The organism is Pseudomonas caspiana (assembly GCF_002158995.1).
GTDB classification, from domain to species: domain Bacteria; phylum Pseudomonadota; class Gammaproteobacteria; order Pseudomonadales; family Pseudomonadaceae; genus Aquipseudomonas; species Aquipseudomonas caspiana.
In genome coordinates, this window is record NZ_LOHF01000003.1 from 81,995 (window position 1) to 103,061 (window position 21,067).

The 21,067-nt window shown below is 56.1% G+C and carries 20 protein-coding genes; 11 read left to right on the top strand and 9 right to left on the bottom strand.

Translation table 11 applies throughout. From position 1 onward, the window contains the following. Window positions 1-56 precede the first annotated feature (56 nt). Complete coding sequence (locus AUC60_RS05215; protein WP_087265037.1) at window positions 57-1,259, bottom strand: molybdopterin molybdotransferase MoeA; 1,203 nt, start codon at window positions 1,257-1,259, stop codon at window positions 57-59. A 7-nt stretch (window positions 1,260-1,266) separates the two neighbouring features. Beyond that, complete coding sequence (moaB, locus tag AUC60_RS05220; protein ID WP_027898187.1) at window positions 1,267-1,806, bottom strand: molybdenum cofactor biosynthesis protein B; 540 nt, start codon at window positions 1,804-1,806, stop codon at window positions 1,267-1,269. Window positions 1,807-1,883: 77 nt separating this feature from the next. Here moaB and mobA point away from each other — a divergent pair, with 77 nt between their 5' ends. Then, the gene (mobA, locus tag AUC60_RS05225) at window positions 1,884-2,477 is read left to right on the top strand and encodes a molybdenum cofactor guanylyltransferase MobA (RefSeq protein ID WP_087265038.1); all 594 of its coding nucleotides are present in this window, start codon (window positions 1,884-1,886) and stop codon (window positions 2,475-2,477) included. Between the two features lie 96 nt (window positions 2,478-2,573). Then, window positions 2,574-2,798: a YgdI/YgdR family lipoprotein gene (locus tag AUC60_RS05230; RefSeq protein ID WP_087265039.1), complete on the top strand. Its 225-nt coding sequence runs from the start codon at window positions 2,574-2,576 to the stop codon at window positions 2,796-2,798. Window positions 2,799-2,885: 87 nt separating this feature from the next. Here the strand turns inward: AUC60_RS05230 and AUC60_RS05235 are convergent, their stop codons facing one another. The 5 genes from AUC60_RS05235 to AUC60_RS05255 form a co-directional block, all read right to left on the bottom strand. Further along, the gene (locus AUC60_RS05235; protein WP_087265040.1) at window positions 2,886-3,776 is read right to left on the bottom strand and encodes a pseudouridine synthase; all 891 of its coding nucleotides are present in this window, start codon (window positions 3,774-3,776) and stop codon (window positions 2,886-2,888) included. Between the two features lie 83 nt (window positions 3,777-3,859). Then, on the bottom strand, window positions 3,860-4,381 hold the full coding sequence (gene sodC, locus AUC60_RS05240; protein WP_087265041.1) for a superoxide dismutase family protein: 522 nt from the start codon (window positions 4,379-4,381) through the stop codon (window positions 3,860-3,862). Between the two features lie 256 nt (window positions 4,382-4,637). Further along, the gene (locus tag AUC60_RS05245) at window positions 4,638-4,874 is read right to left on the bottom strand and encodes a glutaredoxin family protein (protein ID WP_087265042.1); all 237 of its coding nucleotides are present in this window, start codon (window positions 4,872-4,874) and stop codon (window positions 4,638-4,640) included. Between the two features lie 88 nt (window positions 4,875-4,962). Beyond that, window positions 4,963-5,589, bottom strand: a complete 627-nt coding sequence (locus AUC60_RS05250; RefSeq protein ID WP_455567064.1) for a hypothetical protein — start codon at window positions 5,587-5,589, stop codon at window positions 4,963-4,965. Window positions 5,590-5,622: 33 nt separating this feature from the next. After that, entirely contained in the window at window positions 5,623-6,714 is a 1,092-nt protein-coding gene (locus tag AUC60_RS05255) for an acyltransferase family protein (protein WP_087265279.1), read from the bottom strand. Window positions 6,715-7,177: 463 nt separating this feature from the next. On the opposite strand from AUC60_RS05255, the gene AUC60_RS05260 reads away from it, so the two are divergent. The 8 genes from AUC60_RS05260 (at window position 7,178) to AUC60_RS05295 (ending at window position 16,275) form a co-directional block, all read left to right on the top strand. Next, entirely contained in the window at window positions 7,178-7,492 is a 315-nt protein-coding gene (locus tag AUC60_RS05260; protein ID WP_087265043.1) for an ElaB/YgaM/YqjD family protein, read from the top strand. Window positions 7,493-7,497: 5 nt separating this feature from the next. Continuing rightward, entirely contained in the window at window positions 7,498-7,890 is a 393-nt protein-coding gene (locus AUC60_RS05265; RefSeq protein ID WP_087265044.1) for a phage holin family protein, read from the top strand. After that, a complete protein-coding gene (locus tag AUC60_RS05270) occupies window positions 7,887-8,225 on the top strand; it encodes a hypothetical protein (RefSeq protein WP_087265045.1) in 339 nt (112 codons plus the stop codon). Before AUC60_RS05265 ends, AUC60_RS05270 begins: the two co-directional genes overlap by 4 nt. Window positions 8,226-8,369: 144 nt before the next feature. Then, entirely contained in the window at window positions 8,370-9,527 is a 1,158-nt protein-coding gene (locus AUC60_RS05275; protein ID WP_087265046.1) for an EAL domain-containing protein, read from the top strand. A 62-nt stretch (window positions 9,528-9,589) separates the two neighbouring features. Further along, window positions 9,590-10,921 (top strand): deoxyguanosinetriphosphate triphosphohydrolase, encoded by a 1,332-nt coding sequence (locus AUC60_RS05280; protein ID WP_087265047.1) that lies wholly within the window; start codon window positions 9,590-9,592, stop codon window positions 10,919-10,921. A gap of 318 nt (window positions 10,922-11,239) precedes the next feature. Next, window positions 11,240-11,638 (top strand): response regulator, encoded by a 399-nt coding sequence (locus AUC60_RS05285; RefSeq protein ID WP_087265280.1) that lies wholly within the window; start codon window positions 11,240-11,242, stop codon window positions 11,636-11,638. 351 nt (window positions 11,639-11,989) lie between these two features. Beyond that, window positions 11,990-12,616 (top strand): response regulator transcription factor, encoded by a 627-nt coding sequence (locus tag AUC60_RS05290; RefSeq protein ID WP_167384314.1) that lies wholly within the window; start codon window positions 11,990-11,992, stop codon window positions 12,614-12,616. 8 nt (window positions 12,617-12,624) lie between these two features. After that, entirely contained in the window at window positions 12,625-16,275 is a 3,651-nt protein-coding gene (locus AUC60_RS05295; RefSeq protein ID WP_087265049.1) for a transporter substrate-binding domain-containing protein, read from the top strand. Window positions 16,276-16,327: 52 nt separating this feature from the next. Here AUC60_RS05295 and AUC60_RS05300 read toward each other — a convergent pair whose 3' ends face one another. Next, complete coding sequence (locus AUC60_RS05300) at window positions 16,328-16,672, bottom strand: YggL 50S ribosome-binding family protein (RefSeq protein WP_087265050.1); 345 nt, start codon at window positions 16,670-16,672, stop codon at window positions 16,328-16,330. Window positions 16,673-16,989: 317 nt separating this feature from the next. Here AUC60_RS05300 and dacB point away from each other — a divergent pair, with 317 nt between their 5' ends. Beyond that, on the top strand, window positions 16,990-18,456 hold the full coding sequence (dacB, locus tag AUC60_RS05305) for a D-alanyl-D-alanine carboxypeptidase/D-alanyl-D-alanine endopeptidase (RefSeq protein WP_087265051.1): 1,467 nt from the start codon (window positions 16,990-16,992) through the stop codon (window positions 18,454-18,456). A gap of 169 nt (window positions 18,457-18,625) precedes the next feature. Here the strand turns inward: dacB and AUC60_RS05310 are convergent, their stop codons facing one another. Next, complete coding sequence (locus tag AUC60_RS05310) at window positions 18,626-21,037, bottom strand: sensor domain-containing diguanylate cyclase (RefSeq protein WP_087265052.1); 2,412 nt, start codon at window positions 21,035-21,037, stop codon at window positions 18,626-18,628. Between the last annotated feature and the right edge of the window lie 30 nt (window positions 21,038-21,067).

The window sequence follows — 21,067 nt, forward strand, 5'->3', positions numbered from 1 at the left end:
GTTTTTGAGGGTAGCTCATGCCTCGTGGATAGACCAATCGGATGGATAGAACCCCATCAACCGAGCACTTCACTCAAAGGGATGAAGTTGACCCAGCCTCCCTCGGCGACTGTGCTGCCTTCACGAACCTCTATCAGGCCGTCAGCCCAGGCAGCGCTGCGTAGAACCCCGGAACTCTGGTTCTTGTAAAACACTGCACGCCCCTGTTCCAGCCTTCCGCGCAGGTACTCACGGCGGTTACCGGGTTTAGTCCAGGCGAAGCCCGCAGGTACGGGAAACTGCAGAGGTTCGACATCGGCTACCCCTTGGCGTCGCAGCAAATAAGGACGGGCTAACAGAGCGAAGGTCACCAGGGTCGACGCAGGGTTGCCAGGCAAACCGATCACCGGAACACCGCGAAAATGCCCGAAGGTCAGCGGTTTACCAGGTTTGATAGCCAGTTTCCACAGCGACAACTCGCCCTCTTCACGCAATGCATGGCCCAGAAAGTCGGCCTCGCCCACAGAAACGCCACCGGTGGACAGGATCAGATCCACGTCACTGAGTGCCCCCAAGGCCGCACGAGTCTTCTCCAGATCATCGGGCAGAATCCCGGCATCCACCACGTCGCACTCCAGCCTTTTCAGCCAGCTGCACAACAAGACGCGGTTGCTGTTGTAAATCTGCCCCGGTCCCAGCGGCAACCCTGGCTCGATCAGCTCATCGCCGGTCGAAAGCACAGCAACCCGCAAGCGCCTGACCACTTGCAGCCTGTCCAGCCCCAATGAAGCGGCCAGCCCCAACTCGATAGGCCCTAGGCGCGTACCGGCGGCAAGGACTTTGTCACCCGTCCGGGTTTCCTGACCTTGTGGGCGAATGTTCTGGCCGATCTGTAGAGGCTCGGTAAACCCGACACGCTGATCCGGGAAGACCTCAGCGTTTTCCTGCATCTCGACACAGTCAGCGCCGTCCGGAACCGGCGCACCGGTGAAAATTCGTGCGCAGGTACCAGGCGTCAATGGCTGCGGTGCCTGTCCGGCAAAAATACGCTGGCTGACCACTAAAGGCTCGCCGCTCCAGTCCGCCAGACGCAGGGCATAGCCATCCATGGCACTGTTCGGCCAGGGAGGCAGGTCCAGCGTTGCAATCATGTCCTGCACCAGCACTCGGCCTTGTGCCTGCGCCACTGGCACTGTTTCGGACTCACTCACGGGCGCCGCTTCAGCCATTTCCAGCAAACGTGCCAAGGCCTGCTCTACCGGCATCAAGGGCTTGTTCATCGGTGTTTTATCCACGGGTTGCGCAAGGCTCGGCTTGCTTCAAGTGCGGCACGAAGTTGCAGGGGCGAAACCGGTTGTCCAATTGCTGGGCGAGAATCCCGTCCCACCCCGTGCGTACTGCGTTGGTCGAGCCCGGAAGGCAGCAAACCAGTGTGCCGTTGGCCAGCCCGGCCAAAGCGCGGGACTGAATGGTCGAAGTGCCGATGTCGGGCACCGATATCTGACGGAACAGCTCGCCGAAACCATCCACTTGCTTATCCAGCAGGCAGGCGACCGCTTCCGGCGTGCTATCACGCCCGGTGAAGCCAGTGCCGCCGGTAATCAGCACCACCTGGACTTCATCGTCCGCGATCCAGCCCGCGACCTTCGCACGGATCTTGTACAGATCATCCTTTAGGAGAACCCGCTCGATCAGGCTATGCCCGGCCTCAGTGAGACGATCGACAAACATCTGGCCAGAAGTATCAGTTTCGCGGGTGCGTGTGTCACTGACCGTCAAAACAGCAATATTCAGCGGTACAAAGGGGGTATCGGCCTTGGCTTTCATGGCTCTATCCAGTTGAAGAGAAAACAGGCCGGTGTTATATCACAGCACCCCATTTCACTGCTTCGGTCAACTCACTCATGCCTGATGTCATCCCCCTTCCCGCCTGTTCGATCCTGCTGTTGGCCGGAGGCCAGGGTCAGCGTATGGGCGGCCGGGACAAGGGACTGATCCTGTGGAAAGGCGAGCCGCTGATCCAGCACCTGCATCGCCTGACCCGCCCCTTGACCGATGACTTGCTGATTTCCTGCAATCGCAACCTGGAACAATACGCAGCTTACGCCGACCAACTGGTGCAGGACGGCAATGATGAGTTTCACGGGCCGTTCGCCGGCATCCGCGCGGCCCTGCCTCTCGTGCATCACACACATCTACTGGTGCTGCCTTGCGACGTGCCATTGATCGATCTCTCACTGCTGCGAGAACTTCGGGAAACGGCATTCAAACATCCCCGGCAACCGGTCATGGTGCGCAGTGGCGAGCACTGGCAACCCTTGCTTTGCGTAATCCCGACCTGCCATGCAGAAGCTTTTGAAGAGGCCTGGCAACGGGGTGAACGCAGCCCGCGCAGGGTCATGGAGCAGCTAGATGCTGTAGCCGTGCAATGTGTCGCGGACGATCCGCGGCTCGCCAACCTCAATACTCCGGACTTGCTCGCCCTGACGACCGGGTGATTCAGGCGTTGCACAGCAACTACTATTGATTGAACTTGCTGAGCGCAGATACGTCTTACACGTCAGTTAACCAAGAATCGATCAGGAGACACCGTAATGAACCAACGGACCCTTCCCGCTGCCTTTTTGCTCGCACTGGGCCTTGCATCCCTCGCTGGCTGTGCATCGCCGACTGTGATCACTTTGACCGATGGCCGGGAAATACAGGCCGTCGATACGCCCAAGTATGATGACGATTCAGGTTTCTACGAGTTCGAACAACTCGATGGCAAGCAAACCCGTGTCAACAAGGATCAAGTGCGTACAGTCAAGGATCTGTAATTCAGAGCCCGACGCAGTAGACGTAAAAAAACCCGCCAAGTGCGGGTTTTTTTATGGGCGACAGGAAATGCCGAGCGGCTGCTCTAGCTACCATTCCAGATGAATTTCGCTTTGGAATTCCCGTTGTTGCCCGGTGACCGGATCGATAAACCGCAAGCTTTGCGCAAGCAGCTTCAAGGGCTTGGTGTAGTCGTCCACGGCGTCTTTGATTACCAGCGGGTAAAACGGATCGTTGCAAATACCCGCCCCAATAGCGGCCATGTGCACACGCAACTGGTGTTTCTTGCCCGTCACCGGATACAGCGCATAACGCCATAGATCACCGTTACGCTCACAAACCTCCATGGCGGTTTCGGTATTACTGACGCCAGCGCCTTCCTGCATGCGGAAAAAAGGCTCGCCGTCGATCAAACGGCTTTTATGCACCCTTGGAAACTCAATGCCTGGCAGCGCGGGTGCGATCGCTTCATAACGCTTGTCAATCTGGCGGGTCGGGAACAGTGACTGATACGCCGAGCGCGTCTGTTTGTTGGCAGAAAACAACACCAGCCCTGCGGTATGCCGATCGATACGGTGCAATGGCACCAGATCAGGATTATCCAGGCGACGGATCAAACGACGCAGCAAGGTTTGTTCGACGTATTCACCCGCGGGCGTCACCGGCAGAAAGTGCGGTTTGTCGGCAACGACCAGATGGTCGTCGGCATAGAGAATTGACTCTTGCACCGGGATCGGCGTTTCGTTGGGCACTTCGCGAAAATAGTGAATCCGCAGCCCTTCCCGGTAGGCCAGATCCACACCAACAGGTTTGCCATTGGCATCCAGCACCCGACCGCGGGCAATCCGGTCAAGCCACTGCTCGCGACTGATGGCGCTGAAATGCGCGCACAGACAATCGAGCACAGTAACCCACTTTCCTGGCGGCAAATAGAGAGTACTGGCCTGGCTGTTGGCAGCAGAAAATGCAGAATCGGACATACATGGGCTCGTGGGTGACTCTTGGGTGAAATAGCGCCGCATTATCACCCAAGAGCTTTGTCACGGCGAATCGCTTGAAGGTGTCAGATCACGCCGCAGGCAGCCCGGTCACCACCACCGCCCAAAGGCTTGGGCATGTCGGAATGATTATCGGCACCCGCGTGAACCATCAACGCATGGCCTTTGACATCCTTAAGCTTTTTCAGACGTGGCGCCAGAACCGGGTAATTAGCCATGCCGTCATCGGTGACATAAATGGCTGGAAGGTCACCCAGATGACCGTTGGCATAAGGGCCCAGGTGCTTACCGGTCTTTTTCGGATCCCAGTGGCCACCAGCGGCTTGAGCGGCGACTTTCACACCGTCTTTCTCGGCTGTTTCACAGCTCGGATTTTCGTGGATGTGGAAGCCATGAACACCGGCAGGCAGCGAGGTCAGACTAGGTGTGAATAACAGACCGTATTCAGTTTCGGTGATGATGACTTCGCCAATCGGCTTCGCTGCCTCCGTCGCACTCACCAGATTCATCGGTACCGACACCGATTCGGCGAATGCCGTGTTCAGAGAAAAAGCGCCAATCAGGCCAAGCCAGAGATAAGGTTTCATCATTCGTCCATTTGCTGAGAAAAAGTGCAAGGCAGCCAAAAAGCCTGCCGGGATGAAGGTAGTACCTAGTCTTGTACCAGCTGAACGGCGAATTAGTTCCGCGGAATATGTGTGTGAGTGTTTTCTTGCCTGCCCTTATCTCGGGCAGGCCTTGCTCAAAGGCGTGTTATCCAAATGTTGCCAATGACGTGGGCAACCCTAGAATCTCCACAGGTGAGTTGCGTTCAACTATCCGGCTTACCCGCGATCTCAAAACCTACAACAGAAAACTGACCACCCGCTCCACGCTGAACGGCCAGTCCAGCTCAGCACCGGTATCCACGCGACGCAGCACCGGAATACGCAACGCGTAGCTTTCGAACAGGCGCTCGCTGTCGCCGATATCCACCAGTTCCACCAATAAGCCATGCTCTACCAACGGCATTAATTCGGCTTCGGCGACCTCACACAGATGACACCCCAAGGTGCCAAACAACTGACATTCAGGAGGCATATGGATGACCCTCCATGCAGAAAACGAGCGGTCATTTTAGGCCTGCGCATGACACTCGTCGAGGATGAGTCAGGCACATGAAATCAGATTAAAGCGGCTCCTGCGGAACCCGCCACTCCGGCGCTCTAAAGACTTGCCCGGCACCGGAAATCCGCATCGAGATACGATCCAGAATCGACTCCGCAGTGTACTTGGGAGTCGTTGCGTTGAAGGCGATAAACAACAGGCCTACCACCAGCGCTGCCGAAGGGATCCGGCCCGGCTGGATATTTTCCAGCCCCAGAAGAAAAAGGCAGGCGGCCAGCGAGCCCAGCAAAGCACCGGCAATTGCTTCAGGCAAAGGATGAATGAACGGCGCAACGCAGTAGATGCTGAACAGCCAGCCCACTGCCAGACCCAACGCCGCTGCGGGCCACCTCAATGCAGGATGCAACTGCCGGGCGATTAGACTCAGCCCCACCGTCAGCACCAGACACGTATTCATCGCATGACCGCTCAGGACATAAATGCCCAGGCTCTCCAACGCAACGCCCCAACCCTTGAAGAGGATCTTGCTGACCGCAACGATGGTGTAAACCGCGAAAACAGTGGCGACCCACAGCAACGCAGAACGACGGGAACGGGTCATCCAGAGCCAGCCAATAATGACAATTGCGGCAGGCAGCATGACCGTGATGCCGCCATACTGGGTGAGTGAAGCGAGCTGTATATCCAACAATGACTCCAACACGTAGCGCGCCGCCAAATCTTATTGCGCACGCTCCAGGCCAGGTGAGCGCGCTCGAAAGTGTTTACGGGCAAAAATATTGGCCCGATCCAGTACCGGTTTTTCGAAACAACGATAGCCGACCCAGCCGTAACATAGCACCGCAGCCATCATCAGCACGGCGAAGAAAATATTATCCAGCAGCGTCGCGGGCCAACCGCCCAGTAACTGCCAGATACGCCCGATAACGCCCAGTACCAGCAGATGAGACAAGTAGACGGTGTAGGACATGTCGCCAATCAGGACCAGACCTCCGGGCATCGATACGTGCTTACGACGCTCCAGCAATGCCAGCGCGAACACCAGCAAGCCAAAAACCAGGCCGACCACCAGCATCCGCGCCAAACCATGACTTTCAAATAATCCATACAGACCAATCACCGGAACGCCTAATACCAACGCTCCAACCAGCAGCCCCCAGACAGCGGAATCGGCAACGCGAACGTTATGTCGGCTGTAAAACAAAAGGGCCAATAAAGCCCCGGCGATGAATTCCAAGGCATAAGGATGCAAAACCACCGCTAACACTGGAGGGTACGTCTGCCAATCCTGGAGCGTGTTGAACACCAGCAAAACCAATGCCCAAGCCACCAGTAGCCACGGCAAATAACGCTCTTTGAAAAACAGCAGGACGCTGAATACAAGGTAGAACCACAACTCGAACACCAGCGACCACGCCACCATGACCAGCAGCACCTTGTCACTGGGCAGCAAAAAAAACGACAGCCAAAGGTTTGATGTGCCATGACCACTGTTGACCATGCCCGGCTGAACCAGATAAATCGCCAGCGTGATGAAAAAATACAGCCAATACGTCGGATAGATCCGCGACACGCGATTGAACAAAAAACGCCGGTTCTCAACGCTGTTCTGGAAGCGTCCGCGGCTGACTATCACCATCACGAAGCCACTGATGACGAAAAACAGATCCACCCCTAACTGAAAGAAATCCAGCCAGCCAGGTAGCAGCCTGTCGCCCCCTGAGTACTTCAGTTCAACAGACGTCATATGGAAAAGCACCACGCCCAGCACCGCCAGGCCCCTCAACCCCTGAAGGGAATACAGCCGCTCCATTTCACTCTCCAGCACATGCCCGAACGCCAGGATCAGCGTCAGTACTTCCATGATTTACCAATGCACTCAAGCCCCTGAGCGAGTACCTGTTTTGTCACCTGTAGCCCGGTAAATGCCGACGAGACAGTCACCTGCGTTTCAGCACCGGTCTACAGCATAGCCAAGTCCGAAGCCAATGGGACCCGTTGCATGTCGGCTATTACACGGGCGCACTCAAAGCGCCTGTCAGGACACGCATCGCGACAGCGCGGGGAAAATCGTGGAAACTCCGGACACGGCGCAGTAGCGGCAAAAGCAAGGTATGACTTGTGCCCTGCGCTCCCGATAAGCGCATGAAAAAAAGCAACGCACCAACTCACTGCACAACCTGCATTGGCCCGTCCAGAGATTTCATGCGGGATTGGAGTGAACCTTCAGCAACGCCCCGGACTCGAAAGCCCATACGCACTTAATGGAGAGAAAAATGGCACGTCAAACAGCACAGACCGCCCAGGAAATCCTGATGGCTGACTTCCAGGTTCTGGTTGCCGATACGGAAAAGCTTTTGGAACACACCGCTTCGCTGGCGGGTGAGCAGGCTGATGAGTTGCGTAGCCAGATCAATGAAAGCCTTTTGCGCGCCCGTGAAACCTTGAAACTCACTGAAGAGTCTCTGCGTGAGCGCGGCAAAGCAGCTGTGGTTGCAACTGAAGATTACGTACAAACAAACCCATGGCAATCAGTTGGCATCGCTGCCGGCGTTGGTTTCCTGATCGGTCTACTGGCTACAAGGCGCTAACGAATATGGCTCTGGGAACTGAATCCGGTCCGGCATCAGACCAGACCTCATCATCGCCACGGCGATTGGGTGCTGCGGTTCTTGGACTGCTGCACAGCCACGTGGAACTGTTCGGTATCGAACTGCAGGAGCAAAAAGCCCGTACCTTGAGTGTCCTGTTGTTCGCAGGCCTGGCTCTGGTGTTTGCTTTGCTTTTACTGACAGGTCTTTCGGCTTTACTCCTGATCGTGCTGTGGGACAGTTATCGCCTCGTCGGCATTATTGGCTTGTGCGTGTTCTATACGCTGTGCGCGCTGTTCTGCGCCCTGCGCCTCAAAGCTGCCATTTTCGACGAGTCGTCGCCGTTCAACGCGACCCTCGAAGAGCTGGCCAATGACCGTGAGCGATTGATGCGATGAGCCTGCCTGAATCCCACCAGAAACACTCCCGTCGGGAATTGCGCAAGGCGCTGGTTCGCCTGCGCATGGAAATGCACCGCCAGGAAATCCGTCAAGAGTCGACGAATCTTATGCAACCACTGCGCAGGGTTCGTGGGATGACCACCGACTGGCAAGGCGCGCTGGGTATCAAACATGCCCCGTTATGGGGTATGGGTGTTGTCTCGCTGCTCGGATTTCTGGGCGGCAAAGGCGCAAAAGAGTCTCGTCCTGGTGGTCTGACGCGAATCGTCAAGCTGGGTGTAAGCCTGCTGCCGATTATCCGTCTGGCTCTGGGTTCCTCCCGAAAACGTTAGTGGCAATTGGCTGCGTTCTTGCAAGCAGCACTCCTCCAGCAGGATTAATCGACGGCTTCAGGTCTTACTGAAGCCGTCGATTTTGTTATGGGCACATTCTTTCAAAGTGCCGTTTTTAACTGTCGAGTTTATTGAGGAGGCCATGTGATCAATGGGCAACCCATTGCCTGCTTTCAGCCGTTCATTGATACCGCTACTGGCCGTATTGCTGGTGTTGAAGCATTGGGACGCGTTCGCCAGGACGACGGCCAGTTAAAATCCGTTGGTCCACTGTTCGCCGACCCGAGAGTGCCCGCTGCCGCGCTGCGTCGACTGGATCGTGTTATCCGCGACGACGCCCTGAGCAAAATCCATCAAGCGCCTGAAGACTGGTTCTTGAGCCTGAATATCTCACCGCGGTGGATTTCTCGCTTGCGCCCCGGTCAACCGCTGCCCAGCCTTAAACAACTGCAGCGAAATGGCGTCGAGCCCGCACGCGTGGTGTTTGAGATCACGGAGCTGGACGGCAACAGCCAGCGCCTTGCTGAAGTCGTGAGCCGCTATCGCGAAGCTGGCGCCCGGATTGCCATTGATGACTTCGGCGCAGGCTACTCCCAACTTGATCGTGTGCTTGCATTGCAGCCCGATATCCTCAAGCTGGACATGCGCCTTTTTCAAGCCGCCGCAAAAGGCGGGCCCAGTAGCGATATCGTAAAAGCGCTGGCCCAAATGGCAGAAAAAACCGGCTGCTGGATTATTGCCGAAGGGGTGGAGACCGAGGCCGAACTGCATTTTGCCCTTGAGTGCGGTGCACGTTACGTTCAGGGCTTTTTGTTCGCTCAAGGCGTACAGGCATTCTTCGCTCCGGATGCGTTTGTCGAACAATTCGCCCAACTGCGCGACTGCTATGTGCAGAAAAAACTGGCGGAGCGCGCGCGCGTCATGGACCTGCGCCAGCAGTTGGCGTCGCTGATGACGATTCTGCAACGCTGGGATCAGCGTTCACTCGACCAACTGCCGCAATTGCTCGATTACCCATGGTTACTGCGGTTCTACCAATGCGACCGGCATGGCACTCAGCTCACGCCCAATCTGGAATGGCGCAACGGCGAATGGCATTCCGATGCGACCTACATTGGCCACAACTGGTCATGGCGTCCCTATTTTTACCATTTGCTTGCCGAAGGCTGGCATGAACGCCGCTTGATCCTGTCCAACACCTACCGCGACGCCACCAGCAACCAGTACTGCCTGACTGCGGGCCAGTTCTTCGACGACGACCAACGCATACTCTTGATCGATGTCGACGCGGCGGGCTTTTAACCTCTTGCAGCCGGGTCGTCGAACCCGGAAGCTAGGCAATCTTTACCGACGGAGTGAACGCCTTGGATTGGCAAACCCTGCTCAACCGCGAACGACTTGGCAAAACCCTGCATAGCCCGGAAGAACTGGGGCGCAGCCCGTTCCATAAAGATCACGACCGGATAATCTTCTCCGGCGCGTTTCGCCGCCTCGGGCGCAAGACGCAGGTACACCCTGTGTCGAGCAATGATCACATTCATACGCGCCTGACCCACTCACTGGAGGTCAGCTGCGTAGGCCGTTCATTGGGCATGCGGGTTGGTGAAACCCTGCGCAGTGCCCTGCCCGACTGGTGCGATCCGAGTGATCTGGGCATGGTCGTGCAATCAGCCTGTCTGGCCCATGACATCGGTAATCCGCCCTTCGGCCATTCCGGCGAAGATGCGATTCGCAATTGGTTCAATCAGGCGGCTGGCCGTGGCTGGCTGGACGCAATGAGCGACGTTGAACGCAATGACTTCCTCAATTTTGAAGGCAACGCTCAGGGCTTTCGTGTCCTCACCCAGCTGGAGTATCACCAGTTTGACGGTGGCACGCGGCTGACCTATGCAACCCTTGGCACTTATCTGAAGTATCCGTGGACGGCGCGCCACGCCGACTCTCTGGGCTACAAGAAACACAAGTTTGGTTGCTATCAGAGCGAGTTGCCGATTCTGGAACAGATCACCCAGAAGCTTGGCTTGCCGCAGCTTGAAGACCAACGCTGGGCGCGCCATCCATTGGTGTATCTGATGGAGGCCGCAGATGACATCTGCTATGCGCTGATTGACCTGGAAGACGGCCTGGAAATGGAACTGCTGGAGTACGCGGAGGTTGAATCACTGCTGCTCGGGCTGGTCGGCGATGATTTGCCTGACACCTACCGCCAACTGGGCCCCGATGATTCGCGCCGGCGCAAACTGGCAATTTTGCGCGGAAAAGCCATTGAGCATCTGACCAACGCTGCAGCACGTGCCTTCGTCGAACAGCAAGACGCATTGCTGGCTGGCACACTCAGTGGTGATCTCGTCGAGCATATGCACGGCCCTGCCAAACGTTGCGTGTTGAGCGCCAAAGACATGGCACGCAAGAAGATATTCCAGGACAAGCGCAAAACCCTGCATGAGATCGGCGCCTACACTACCCTGGAAATACTCCTCAACGCGTTCTGTGGCGCAGCACTGGAACAGTTCGGTGGGCGCACCCCGTCCTTCAAGCATCGTCGTATCCTGGACTTGCTTGGCAACAGCGCGCCTGACCCTAAAGCCCCTCTGCACGCGTCTTTCCTGCGAATGATCGACTTCATCGCCGGTATGACCGACAGCTACGCCAGCGAAATGGCGCGAGAAATGACCGGACGCTCCAGCCCGATGTAAAGGTGAAGCGCTGCCGCCTTGCTCCAGCAAAGAGCCGACGGCAGTAATCTTCCCAACGCCCCATGTCTGCACCAGAGTCGGCGGGTGCAGATTAACTACAGTGGACTTACCCGATACACCTCAAAACTTCAGACGGTTCCTACATCCTTTTAGGAATCGTCTTATCGCAAGCCCTTCTTGCCTGCCTAATACTCCCGCCACTTTAGTAGCCGTTACTGGCCGCCACTTACCCGCCCATTGGCCGTTTCGATGCTGCCCGACGCCTGCAGCTTGCGCCGATCAGCGTCCGAGCTACGCCAGTTCCTGCCGGACTCCCTGATGTTTAAACACAACCTACGCATTTTGCTGGTGGAAGATCATCCCTTCCAATTGATTGCCACACAGATACTCCTCAACAATCAGGGGTATTTCCTGCTTACCCCCGCCCTCACTGCTGCCGAGGCAATGCAAGCGATACAGCGTGCTGCCGAGCCCTACGACCTGCTTCTGTGCGATCAGTGCCTGCCCGATGGCGAGGGTTTCGACGTCATTGAGCAAGCCTTCGACGCAGGCATGGCCCGGTCTGCGATCGTCCTCAGCGGTCTGGACACGGCTCAGCTACAGGCCATCGAACAGCTAGCCATCAAGCGCGGCCTGCCTTTGCTTGGCTGCTTGACCAAGCCATTGCACGGCCCTGACCTTTCCCGCCTGCTGGACGCATGCTTTCCAGATAGCTGACCTGCCTGGCCTTTGCGCAATACACGTTCACTACAGCTTTAACAGTCTTAATCGACGTATCCTCTCAGGCCGTAGTGAACTACGCTAATGCAACTACTGAAAGCGTATAAACAACGTGTAGGTTAATTCCCGTTCGCAATAAACATCCTAATCATGCACCTCGCGCTTGCAGCGTATTTTCCCCTGCGTTGTAAACATTACGCATCACAAAAACAGGCTTCTACGTGCTCCAATACTCTAATTACTGTAGGAACTTTCCTATATATCACTAACAGCAGGGTCTATTCATGTGCCTCCCTGAACATCTGAGCTAAGGTGCGCGCTTTCCTCGCATCTTGTATGGATCGAACTATGAACTCAGTTTTTATCATCGATGACCATCCGGTTATTCGTCTGGCTGTAAGAATGCTTCTGGAAAACGAAAATTATCAGGTGGTGGGCGAAACCGATAACGGGGTCGATGCAATGCAAATGGTCCGCGAGTGCATGCCGGACCTGATCATCCTCGACATCAGCATCCCCAAGCTGGACGGCCTTGAAGTACTGGCACGCTTCAATTCCATGGGCCTTGACTCGAAAATACTGGTTTTGACTTCACAAACTCCGAGCCTTTTTGCAATTCGCTGCATGCAGTCAGGCGCCGCCGGTTATGTATGCAAACAGGAAGATCTGAGCGAACTGCTCAGTTCGGTAAAAGCAGTATTATCCGGCTACAATTACTTTCCCAGCCAAGCGTTGACCCCACCCACCGGAGAAAATGGCCAACCCAGCGAAATAGAGCTCTTCAAACTGGTCAATGATCGTGAATTGATGGTGCTGCAATTATTTGCGCAGGGTCGAACGAACAAGGAAATTGCCAAGGGTATGTTTCTCAGCAACAAGACAGTCAGTACTTATAAAACACGTCTGATGCAAAAACTCAGGGTCAAAACCCTGGTAGAACTAATCGAGATGGCAAAACGCAACGCGCTAGTGTGAGGAACAGGATGTCCAGGCGCTTTAAATATTATTTGATCCTGACCACAAGCATTTCTCTGAGCCTGGGGTTACAGGCATCTGTCGCCGCGGCGGAGCTCTATACATTGCTGGGCCGGTCCAGCATCGGGCACATGGAACTGCAGCTGGACAAGGCGCAATGGCAATGGATAAGAAACAAACGAGAGCTGGTGCTGGGAACGTCCGCTCCTGACTACCCGCCGTTTGACATGACGCTTACCGGACGTGACTACGAAGGCTTCACCGCCGACTACACGAACATTATTTCCAGAGCGCTGGACCCGCCCGTCAAGGTACTGCGCTTCGAGTCCAGACAGGCTGCGATTGCCGCTCTGGGTACGGGCCAGATCGACATGCTGGGCAGCGCCAACGGGTTCGAAGCGAGAGACCAGAAAATCAGGCTATCAACCCCCTATGCAGTAGATCAGCCAGTGCTGGTCACTCGCATAGGAGAGACGCGCGCGCTCAGCGACGGCCTGGCGGAAATGCGCCTGAGCATGGTTTACCACTATCTCCCGCCCAATGAAATTCAAAAGCTTTACCCGAATGCGGCGCTGAAAACCTATCCGTCGTTTCAAAGCGCGATCAATGCCGTTGCGTTCAATCAGGCAGACGTTTTTCTCGGGGACACCATCTCCACCCAATACATGATCAACAAGGGTTACCTCAATAACATCCAGATGGCCAATTTCAGCAAGCACGAGCCAGATGGCTTCAGCTTCGCGGTCGATGCTAAAAATACCCAATTGCTGGAGATCCTCGATCGCACGCTCAAGGCCATTCCGGTCGAAGAGCGCATCGCCATTTCCAAACGCTGGGGTGCCAGCGATCTGATGTTGACTGATCAGAAGCTTCAACTGACCCAGCGCGAAGAGCGCTGGATCGAACAGCACCCGACCGTCAGGGTCGTGATCAACGAGTCATACGCGCCCCTGACGTTTTTTGATGCCAGTGGCAACTTCCGAGGCATAACCGCCGACTTGCTTGAACTGGTGCGCCTGCGTACCGGCCTGCGTTTCGAGATCACCCGCGCGCCCAGCATGGCTGACATGATGAATCAGGTCGGCAATGGCCAGGCAGATTTGATCAGCGCACTCATATCCAGCGAAGAACGGGAGGACCAGTTCAGTTTCAGTCGGCCCTACCTGGATAATTCGTTTGTGCTGGTCACGCGTAAATGGCCAGAAAACTCGATCAATCTGGATCAGTTGAACGGTAAGCGTGTAGCCGTCCCTTTGGGTAGCCCGATTCTGCCGTTTCTACGCCGTGAATTTCCGGCGGTTGTCCCCATCGAAGTCGACAATCCCTTCCAGACACTGGAAATGCTGGCTCAAGGCAGGGTCGAAGCAGCGATCACTTCGCTGGTCAGTGCCAACTATTTCCTCGCCTCCGGGGTGTTCGAAAACCGATTACAGATAACGACTACCGTTGGCGACAAACCGGCGCTGATCGCAATGGCCACCTCCCGAAAAGCGACGGAGCTGATCAGTATTCTCGACAAAGCGCTATCGAGCATTGCGCCTCAGGAGCTAGCCTCGATCAACAACCGCTGGCGCTCCTTCACCCCGGCGGGCGGCAACTGGCAGGATTACCAGCGCCAGATCTACCAGATTGTCCTGGGTGCAGGCCTGCTACTGCTGGGCTCTCTGGCCTGGAACGCCTACATGCGGCGCCAGATCAAACAGCGCGAACAGGCCGAGCGAGCCTTGAGCGATCAGTTCGAATTCATGAGAGCGCTGGTCAATGGCAGCCCACATCCCATTTACGTGCGCGACCGTGAAGGCCTGCTGCGCATGTGCAATGACAGCTACCTGAAGGCGTTTGACGCACAACGTGAAGACATCCTCGACAAAAGCGTTACCGAGGGGGTACTGAGCAATGTTTTCGAGGCCAAGGAATACGCCAGCGACTACCAGCAAGTCATGGCGACGAATAGCCCAATGATCCTCGACCGCACGCTGCAGATCGGAGAGCGGCAACTGACGATCTACCACTGGATCCTGCCCTTCCGGGACTCACTGGGCGAAGTGAAAGGCATCATTGGCGGCTGGATCGATATCAGTGAACGACGACAGCTTATTGAAGAGCTGCGCGCGGCCAAAGATCAGGCAGATAACGCCAACCGCGCGAAAAGCACGTTCCTGGCAACCATGAGCCACGAAATACGCACGCCAATGAATGCCGTGATCGGCATGCTTGAACTGGCGCTCAAGCGCGCCGACCAAGGCCAACTGGACCGCCCGGCCGTCGAAGTTGCCTACAGCTCAGCCAAGGATCTGCTCGAACTGATTGGCGACATCCTCGACATCGCACGCATCGAATCCGGTCGCCTGACCCTGAGCCCGGAACGCGCCAACTTGCGCCAGCTGGTCGAATCCGTGGTGCGGGTGTTCGATGGTCTTGCCCGACAAAAAAGCCTGAGCTTATTGCTTGATCTGGACAGCGGCATCAATACCGATGTTTTGGTCGACCCCTTGCGCTTCAAACAGATTCTTTCCAATCTGATCAGCAACGCGATCAAGTTCACTGAAAAGGGGCAGATCAGGATCACAGTGCAAACCGAAGACGGTCCCGACCCGCGACAATTGCCATTCCATGTACGTATTCAGGACACTGGCATTGGCATCAGCAACGAGGACCTGCTGCGTTTGTTCGAACCCTTTGCCCAGGCCGACGATAATGGCCAGCAAGCGCGCACCGGTGCCGGTCTGGGGCTGGTGATCTGCCGTAGCCTGTGCGAGATGATGGGCGGGACGCTTGAGCTGAGCAGCGAGCGGGGCCAGGGCACGCAGGTTCTTATGACCTTCAACCTGACCACGCTTGAACCTGTTGCGATCGTCGCCGAGCCTCCTGAAAAACCCGAACTGGCAAATGCCATACTGAATATTCTGGTGGTCGATGACCATCCAGCCAACTCCCTGCTGCTCTGCCAGCAACTGGAGTTTCTCGGACATCGCTGTGCAGTCGCAGAACAAGGCGCACAAGGTATGGAGTTCTGGCTGGCAGGACATTTCGACCTGGTCGTGACCGACTGCAACATGCCGATAATGAATGGCTATGATTTGAGCCGGGCAATTCGTGCTCAAGAGCAAACATCCGGACAACAGCGTTGCACCGTATGGGGTTTCACCGCCAATGCACAGCCAGAGGAGAAACAGCGTTGCCGTGAAGCAGGCATGGACGATTGCCTGTTCAAACCTATCAGCCTGACATCGCTGAACGAGCGTCTTGGCAGTGTTCACCCCAGAGATGACGCGGGCCGCGAAATCCTGAAAGTTTCGTCTGGCAAATCACAGCCCGCATTCAACATGGGCAGCGTCAGCGCCCTGACCGGTGAACGCCCGGAGATGATTCGTCGCTTGCTTGACCAACTCCTGCAAAGCAGCGAGCAAGATCGGCATCAGCTGACGGCGCTGCTGTCGAGCGACGATAAACATGAGTTATCCCAACTGGCACACAGAATCAAAGGCGCTGCGCGAATCATTCGTGCAACCCGGGTAATTGAGACATGCGAAGCGTTGGAGGATAGCTGCCAGCAAGCAACCACCGCAGAAGCTATCAACGAGCGTCAGCAAGCGTTGGAAATTGCGATGCTCGATCTGGAGCAGGCGTTGCGAGAGGTATTGAACAGCGCAGCGTGAGGCAAGGAGGAAGGGAGTGAAACGGCGGGCGTGAAGCCCGCCGCTCGAAACATCAGGCTACCGGGTTGATAGGTGTTTCCGGGTGCCAGGCGTCCATCAGCGGGCTGACTTCAACTTTGGTCAGTTCGCTGCGGCCCTTGAGCCATGCTTCAACGATTGCGCGCTGCTCTTCGGTGACGGAACCACGTTTAGCGAGGCAAACCAGACCGAAGTCATCACCGCCAACATAGTCCAGACCATTGGCGTCCATGGCTTCAGTCAGAAAAGCGTCGAGGAATGCGTCGATCGCCTGGTCATCCAGATCTTCCTTGAAGTCCAGGTTCAGCTCGAAACCCAGCTCCTGGAACTCATCCACGCAGAGTTTTTTGCGCAGACGACGGGAACGATTAGTGGCCATTGGAACAATCCTCTTGAGTAATATCGGGGCGCACTTTATCAGTTTGGAAAGGCAAATGCCCATAAAACCGGCACAGCCTGATATGCCTGCCTTATCAATAGCTGGCTGATTACGCATTGCGATGACAAAAATACTTGATCCAGACGCCTGAGCGGGACACAAGTCGCCCAAGGTTGGGGCATAATGCCGCTCATTCAGACGTATTACATATTGTTAACGAAACTGTTTGAGCCACCGGTCTTTGAGTCACTGTTATTTTTTATTGAGGGAATCCATCCATGCCCTCTCGTGTCCCGTCTTGTTGTAGGGGTTATTGAATGATCAAATCATTGCGTCCGTTGTTTTTCGCCTCCCTTCTTCTACCCCTGGCATTGCCCGCTCACGCCGCGCCAATCAATACTTCACTCCCCCCCAAAGTTCAGCAGGCACTCAAAGCCAGCAAACTGGGCAACGATGCGTTGTCGCTGGTGATGCTGCCGCTCAATGGTCAAGGCACCCCGACCGTGTTCAATGCCGACGTCTCCGTCAACCCGGCATCGACCATGAAACTGGTCACCACTTATGCGGCGCTGGAAATACTGGGCCCAACCCACCAGTGGAAAACCGAATTCTTCACCGACGGTACGCTTAACAACGGCGTACTGCGCGGCAACCTGTATCTCAAGGGTGGCGGCGATCCCAAGCTGAACATGGAGAAACTCTGGCTGCTGATGCGCGACCTGCGCGCAAATGGCGTCCAGCAAGTGACCGGTGATCTGGTGCTGGATCGCAGCCACTTCGTACAACCCCAGTTGCCGGTGTTCGATGATGACGGTAACGACAAAAACAAGCCGTTCCTGGTCAAACCCGACTCGTTGATGGTCAACCTCAAGGCGCTGCGCTTTATCACACGTAACGATGGCGGCAAGGTGATGGTTTCGGTGGAACCGCCGATTGCGACCATTCGTGTTGATAATCAGGTCAAGGCCATCGCATCAAAACAGTGTGGTGATGTTCGTTATAACCCGGTCACACAGCCAGATGGCACCGTCAATGTGGCCGTCACCGGCCAGCTCGGTGATGGCTGCAACTCGCAGACCTATCTGTCGCTGCTTGACCACCCCACTTACGCCGCAGGCGCCGTGCGCGCAATCTGGCAAGAGCTGGGCGGGACTATTCTGGGCAAGGACCGTGTAGACGTCGTACCAGGCAGCGCCAAGTTGCTGGCCAAAGCCTTTTCGCCGGACCTGGTTGAAGTCATTCGCGATATTAACAAGTTCAGCAACAACACCATGGCCCAACAGTTGTTCCTGAGCCTGGGTTCGGAGTACCGCAACGACGCGGATGGCGACGATGCCAAAGCCGCGCAGCGTGTTGTTCGTCAGTGGCTTGCGAAGAAAGGCATTACAGCGCCCCATCTGGTCATGGAGAACGGCTCCGGACTTTCCAGGGATGAGCGCGTCAGCGCACGTGAAATGGCCCTTATTCTGCAAGCGGCCTGGAAAAGCCCCTACGCTGCAGAGTTCATGAGTTCAATGCCACTGGCCGGGATGGACGGCACCATGCGCAAGCGTCTCAAGCGCACGCCACTGCTGGGTGAAGCGCACATCAAGACCGGCACTCTGAACAACGTCCGCGCTATTGCTGGCTTCAGCCGGGACAGCAACGGCAACACCTGGGCGGTAGTCGCCATCCTCAACGACCCACGTCCATGGGGTGCTTCGTCAGTGCTCGATGAGGTTTTGGTTGAGTTGTATCGCCAGCCGAAGCTGGGTGATAACACCGTGTCTATACGACAGCAGTGATGGATTTCAGTAAATGACTTTGTAGGAGCGCACGAGCACCGCGAGGCCGCGATGGCGGTGTATCAGGCAGATCGCTATCGCTGCCTCGCGGTGCTCGTGAGTTCCTACAGGGAAATGCATTTCAGCTCAGATATCGATGTGCTGGCATCTGTATGCCCGCCATCGCCACTCACACACTCGCCTCCCCCAGCTTCTCAAGCTCTACTCGATCGCGACCAGCCTGTTTGGCGGCATAAACGCCGGAGTCGGCACGTAGCAACAGCGCATCAGCTCCCTCCCCTTGTCGCCAACTCGCGACGCCGAAGCTTGCGGTAACCAGACCCACGCCATCCACAGGCTGGCTGCGCAAGACATTCCAAAGCTGAATCGCCAACTCATAGGCCTGAGCGGCGGTGCTCCCCGGGCAAAGCACCATAAACTCCTCGCCTCCCAGCCGACAAAACACATCGCTACGACGCAGGCGAGTGGATATCCGTTGGCAGATAGCCTGCAACACCGTATCGCCAACCGCATGGCCATATTCGTCGTTGACGCGTTTGAAGTGGTCAATGTCCAGCATGATCAGCGACAGCGCCCCGCCATGACGATTGACCCTCGCCAATTCAGCATTCAAGCGCTCCTGGAAATAACGTCGGTTGTAGGCACCGGTCAGCACGTCCGTCACGGACATGGCGCGCAACTCCTCCTCCACGCGCTTCATGTCAGTAATCTCGGAAAGAAAGCCATGCCAGACCACAGCCCCGCCAGGTTGAGCCTCAGGCGTAGCATGGCCATGTACCCAGCGCAGGCCATGCCCCGGAACGTTGAGTCGATACTCGTCCTGCCAAGGGGTCAGGTCTTGCGCCGATACACGCATCGACTCTTTCACTCGCTGTGCATCCAGCGGATCAACACGGGCAAATACCGATTTGAAATCAAGAAGCATCTGCTCCTGGCTCATCCCATGTAACTCACACATGCCATCGTTGATGTAATTGAAGTGTGACTCGCCGCTGGCATCAATCTGAAACTGATAGATACCCCCCGGTACATGGGCGCTGATTTTTTTCAGAAGAAGGTCACGCGCAGCCAGCGCTTCATAGACGAGTTTGCGCTCCGTAATATCAATACAGACAGCCAGATATCCCACCCACTGCTCATGTTCATTGCGCACTGCGGTCACCAGCATATTCACCACCAGCGAACTGCCGTCATGACGAATGAACGTCCACTCGTGGGATTTATGGGTAGCAGATTCATCGGCCTCGACAAAAATGGCCTGCGCAGCGGTAACTCGATAACCATAAACCTGACTCAAGTGCCGGGCGTGTTCCTCAAGTTCGGAAGGCAGTTGCAGGTCCTTGAGCTGGAACTGGCCCAACACCTCATCTTCCCGATAACCCAGCATCTTCTGGGCTCCAACGTTGAACGTATTGATGACTCCGTTCAGGTCGGTGGCAATGATTGCGACGTCAGTGGCCGCGTTGAGTACGCTACTCAGTTGTCCGTGGGCGCCGCGCAATTGCTGCTCACGCAGGCGTAGCTCAGCGGTGCGCTCGTCCACCAGACGCAAGGCGCGCTGACGTTGGCTGACCAGGTTATACAGCAGCACGCTGAGCAGCAGACTTAACAAGCCACCCATTAGCACCACACTGCCCGCCAGTGACTGATTACTCTGCATGAACATCGCGGTCGGCCGGATATCCAACAGGTAGTCACGATTGGCCATGCGTAACAAAGTGCTGAGCCGAATATCATCCGATGCCGCAGGAAGGACTGATTGATAGAGCAATTGCGCTTCGGGCGGCGAGGTGAGATCACGCATGGTCAGAGTCAGGTTGTCCTGAGACGGCAGTCTCTCGGTCATCAGTTTGCTGAGGCTAATGACTGCCATGACATAACCCGTGGCTTCGTCGACCTCACGGGTGGAGTCGCCCCGAGGAGACATCACCGGTGCCAACAGCAGCACACCACTGGAGTTTATCGGCTCAAGGCCTACGAGCTCTATCCGTGGGGTTGCGACCATAGAGCCCAGTTTTCCAGCGAGTTCGATGGCACTGTGACGCACGCTTTCCGACCCGATATCAAACCCTGTTGGCAAGGGCATGCTACTGCGCGAACGGGTAAACAACACCGGAAAATAATCGGGCCGGCTGCCCGCAGTCTCAAGGGTCCCGCTTGGGCTGAACTCGCGTATTGAAAAGCCCGGCAGCCCCTCGGCGATAGCCTGCTGCTCAAACTGTCGGCGCTGGGTGTTCGTCACTTTTGGCGCCCACGCATAAGCCTGAGTGCCGATCAACAAAGGATCAGCAAAACCGTTGAATTCAGCTCGGGTGACGGTATCGGAGAAGGTGAAGAAACGACGCAGGCTGTCCAGTCGATAAACCTGACCATCGAGCCGTTCCTGAATCCGACTGAAGCGCTCATTGGCCAACAGATCGAAACGCTGGCGCAACTGACGTTCATAGAGTCCGAAATTGGCGAATGCCAATAAAGCGGTAAGAACAGCGCCCATCAGAAAGGCGAATGTCGCTACGACCCACGCCGAGGCCTGCTCATTGATAAAGCCGAGAATCTTGGGACGAATCTGACTCGTAGGCATAAATCGACACTCGCGACGCCACAGCATAAA